The sequence below is a fragment of the Pseudoalteromonas sp. Isolate3 genome, assembly GCF_022398505.1.
Classification (GTDB): Bacteria; Pseudomonadota; Gammaproteobacteria; order Enterobacterales; family Alteromonadaceae; genus Pseudoalteromonas; species Pseudoalteromonas apostichopi.
The window spans coordinates 1-4,005 of sequence record NZ_JAKEVN010000188.1; the positions used below are offsets into that span (position 1 = coordinate 1).

Genomic DNA, 4,005 nt, shown 5'->3' on the forward strand with positions numbered 1-4,005 from the left:
TTATTATACTTCTTTGAAAATGGACGAACTTGCTGAGGTAGGTAAGTCGTTTTGAGTTTATCACAGAGGTTTTGAGCTCCTTTCATGCCATTGATATGGTTTAAGCGCTCAAAGTACCCACGTAACGACTCGTCACTCTTAGGTTCAGGGGCATAGGTAAGTTGGAAGGTACTATTCATAGACCAGCGCTTGTTTTACTTGCTGTAATGTTACTTCGCTTGAAAATGGCCAAATAACTTGGTTGTGTGAGTCACAGTTAAGTTTAGCTTTGTTTAGTTGTCGGTGAGCCACATCTAGATGAGTAATTGTAATTTCTTCACCCTCATCGATATGAAGCAGCATGTGTTGGAACAGTTGTCGAATTCGTCGTAAATCACCGCCCGTTGCAAGTTCCATTCTGTAAGCCATGTTGTCAGTAGACAAATCAATAATTGGAACTGGACATTTAGCGCTATATTCTCTTAAAAACTTCTGAAAATAAGTTCTTGAATTGTTGGTCTTGCAATTGAAGCGCTCTAACATGCCAGCTTGTATAACACGTGAATTTAACTCAGTGTCTAATTGAAGAATTTTTTGAGCACGCGGGATGCCAAGTAGAAGTACAGCAACATTGTACTTATCGATAAGTGACTTTATAAACTGACCCACTTTTTGATCTATTCTCTTTTCACCCCTAAGCAAATGATGAAACTCATCAATAATAATAATCTTCACATTCGCAACTTTGAGTTGTTGCTTTAAGTAATTATTTAAAACTTGCTTTGTGTAACCGCTTGGATAATCGCCGGTAATTTGATAAATGATGCTTCTCTTAACATCAGTTGCTAACGCGCCTTCCTCCAAATCTATTTTTATCGCTTTGATTTGTTTACATTCACGAGTTTGAATACATGATTTGTTTAATTGTAGGGTTAAGTAATCTCCCAGTTTGGTTTTTCCAGTCCCAGGCTGACAAAAGATACATACGCCATATGGCCCTGTACTAACTGCATTAACGCAATTCAGAGCAGACTCAAGGCATTGCTTGAAATTGGGGTGAATAATTAAATTATTGAGAAAGCAGTTTATTCTATCTATATTTGTGACCATCGTTATTCACCCTCTCCATAATTCAAGTTATCGACCCAGTCTCCCAAATTATCTTCATTATTGTTTAATGTTGTTTCGTCATCTTTTTGCTCATTAGCCTGCGCTTCGTGCTTAGTTTCATGAATGTGTGTATTTACAGCTTTAATCGCCATATTTCGCTGCATCTCTTTGTAGCTATTGGCTTTTTCCATTTCTTTCTCAGTTGCATCCTGAGTCGATATGGCATTCTTTTTAGCTGCTTTTTTATTGTTGTTCTCGAATTCGCGTATTTTTCTTTTGCGAGTGAGCGCATGTTTTATAATTTCATCGTTACTCATACGAGTTAAATCAATAGATGCATCGACTTGTCTTAGCTGTTCAAGAAATTCTTCTTTCTCAGAATTTCGTGGTATTTGCTTTGGCGGTGTCACCATTGGCACTTTTAGCATCGATTTCGTATGAGGGTTAAGCACCCATATGAAATACTCTTTTATGAGCGAGTAGGTAACACTAACTTCACCATTAAAATGTTTACCCATTATGCTTTTGAGTTGTCGTCTCATCGATTGAAGCTCTGTGCTGTTATACCAATACCGTTTGCCGCTTCGAGTAATAACAATTCCATCAGTTACGTTAATAGTTCGATGCTCTCTGAGACCACTGAATAAACATAACTCATCTACGTCATGAACAAACGGTGGCGGGTTGTAAGCACATTGGCGGTTCCACTCATCTTCACGTGAGAATGTTTCACCAGTTTTACTGTCTGTGTGTTCACCATACAAATAATCCAATAAAACTCTGGATTTTATTATGTGATATTCACGAATTGTCAGAGCTGCTTGGGCACGGGCATTAATAGTATCTCTTAAATTTAATGCGAGTCGGTCATTAAAATGGCCCGGCAAGCCATTTAATACATTGTCTTTAAACCAATCATTCAGACTCTCGACTCTAGATTTTTGTTTCCCTTCTTGCGTTTTTGCCATGTGTGCAATGACAAACCAGCGGCGGAGGAACATATGAACATCTTTACTTTTGTTTGCACTTGCTCCGTCTAAAATGAGCGATATGACTAATCCGAATGCGTACCAAGGCTTTGGGTAACCGACTTCAATGTGTAAATCAGGCTTACCCAAAAATATAGACTTGAAATGCTCTATTAAATAGTCGCTGCGCTCTGAACCGCTCTCATAATTAGTTGTATTCGCGAGGATAGCCGTTGTGACGGGCTCATACGAAAGATATTCAATGGGAACTTTATCAAGCGCTCTGTAGTTAGTGTCATCGACTAGAAAAATCGGCGCATGTAAGCAATCAATTTGCACATTCGACATGAATGTGAATATCTCATCTGACTTTATTTTTGTTTGCGTAGCAACTTTACCTGCAACTCGTCCATCTTGCCGTCTAGCTAAGTATGCTGAGTCAATATCTTCTTTTAACCAGCGACAAAATGTCGAATATGAAACGGGTTGACCATCGAGCCCTCTCTCTGAATGTAGGGAAACTAGTCGCTCATGTGCTTGTTTGTTATTCAAGGGGCTTGAAACAGCGATATACTGCCGGACTATTTCTCTGAATAACTGTTTTTGTTGCTCTAGCAAAATTTGCTTGTGTGTTTGCTCAACTGTCATGATTAGCTCGCGAAGTTAGGTTTTTTTCTGCGTCCGTCTAATAGACTAAATACATTTCCTTGGCTTTTTCTGTATTTAGTAACCCAGCCTCTAACTGTTGACTCTCTAACACAACAATCTTCTCCGATTAGCTTAAGCGTTTCTCTTATCAGCTGATTTGCTTCTTTACCAGCTTTTACTGGCGCTGCAATGAATTGATTAACCAGCGCTATTTTCATATTAAGCTCACGCTTTTGCGATTCATCTAAGAAAGCATATGTAGCTCTCGCTAATTCTTCGTCTATTTCAAATAAGAAATGGGGTTTAAGTAGCCCTTGCTTATGAAGGCGCTGAAGCTGATAATTGTTATATCCGCACTCTGTCCCGTGTTTCACATCTCTAAATACTGAATAACAAGAGCTTGAGTAAGTAACTGAAACTAATGTGTCGTCTAAAATGAATTTGCTATTTATTTTGAACATGACGAGCTCCAAACCAACGTATTGCTATTAATGAACTTTGATTCATCAGATACATGCAAACGCTTGTGAGCCAGTAGAAACCATACTTTTTGGGCTTGGTAAGAAATCCCAGCATCGCGTAATGAATCAATTAAAAGCAACAACGCTACACCGTTGTTTGCACTGAGTTGCTCAGTTACTTTTTCTACTTCTACAAGTTCATCTTTAGGAAAGTAATTATGATAATGGCGGAAAAACCGCAATATATTCGCTGTGGAATCTCTCGGGCAAATGTCATGCTCAGTTTTAATTTCGAAGCAGCATTGCTCAGTGTTTAATTCATCTGCAACTATCGCTAATTTGTCTTTTATTTCTTGTTTTTCAAGCTCTGAAGACTGTTTGACTTCAGTACAATAAAGCGTAGGACCAGCCAGCGTGTATTCAACGTCGTCTGTATATCGACGTTTTAAGCGTTCTATGTATTTAGAAGTACACGCTGTTGTGACGTATTTAACTTGCGGATCAATGAGTAACTTTAAAACAAACAATGTTTCTAACGAGCTCTCAGCACGTAGCATATCTGGGCCGTCTGATTTTAAGTTAGGAATGAAACTCAAGTTTGCCCACCACGAGGAGCGAAATTCTGGCTTCGCTTTTGGGGGCTGCTTTTGTGTTTCTTTGTTCATGTTTGCTACTCAAAAATTCGATTTAATAAACAAATAGCAAAGAAATAAATTTGATCAAATTTCTATATTTTTCAATAACATAATATGCTGAAAATTAATTATTCTGTCATTGTGGCGAAGTAGGGCGCATGGGTATGAAAAACTGGAAGTTTTTAACACAGAAGATATTTTGAT

Annotated in this window: 4 protein-coding genes; all 4 read right to left on the bottom strand. The window is 38.3% G+C overall.

The genetic code is table 11. The features are described 5' to 3' along the window. Window positions 1-171 precede the first annotated feature (171 nt). The 4 genes from L1D46_RS19870 to L1D46_RS19885 are packed head-to-tail and all read right to left on the bottom strand — an operon-like array spanning window position 172 to window position 3,831. A complete protein-coding gene (locus L1D46_RS19870) occupies window positions 172-1,089 on the bottom strand; it encodes a TniB family NTP-binding protein (protein ID WP_239978107.1) in 918 nt (305 codons plus the stop codon). Window positions 1,090-1,091: 2 nt separating this feature from the next. After that, window positions 1,092-2,705 (bottom strand): hypothetical protein, encoded by a 1,614-nt coding sequence (locus L1D46_RS19875; RefSeq protein WP_239978108.1) that lies wholly within the window; start codon window positions 2,703-2,705, stop codon window positions 1,092-1,094. Between the two features lie 2 nt (window positions 2,706-2,707). Then, on the bottom strand, window positions 2,708-3,166 hold the full coding sequence (locus L1D46_RS19880) for a hypothetical protein (RefSeq protein ID WP_239978109.1): 459 nt from the start codon (window positions 3,164-3,166) through the stop codon (window positions 2,708-2,710). Then, window positions 3,154-3,831: a hypothetical protein gene (locus tag L1D46_RS19885; RefSeq protein ID WP_239978110.1), complete on the bottom strand. Its 678-nt coding sequence runs from the start codon at window positions 3,829-3,831 to the stop codon at window positions 3,154-3,156. Before L1D46_RS19885 ends, L1D46_RS19880 begins: the two co-directional genes overlap by 13 nt. Window positions 3,832-4,005 lie beyond the last annotated feature (174 nt).

What these genes read in the sequence shown, in the direction of transcription:
- L1D46_RS19870 (WP_239978107.1), bottom strand. Translation starts at nt 1,089, where the DNA reads ATGGTCACAAATATAGATAGAATAAACTGCTTTCTCAATAATTTAATT.
- L1D46_RS19875 (WP_239978108.1), bottom strand. Translation starts at nt 2,705, where the DNA reads ATGACAGTTGAGCAAACACACAAGCAAATTTTGCTAGAGCAACAAAAA.
- L1D46_RS19880 (WP_239978109.1), bottom strand. Translation starts at nt 3,166, where the DNA reads ATGTTCAAAATAAATAGCAAATTCATTTTAGACGACACATTAGTTTCA.
- L1D46_RS19885 (WP_239978110.1), bottom strand. Translation starts at nt 3,831, where the DNA reads ATGAACAAAGAAACACAAAAGCAGCCCCCAAAAGCGAAGCCAGAATTT.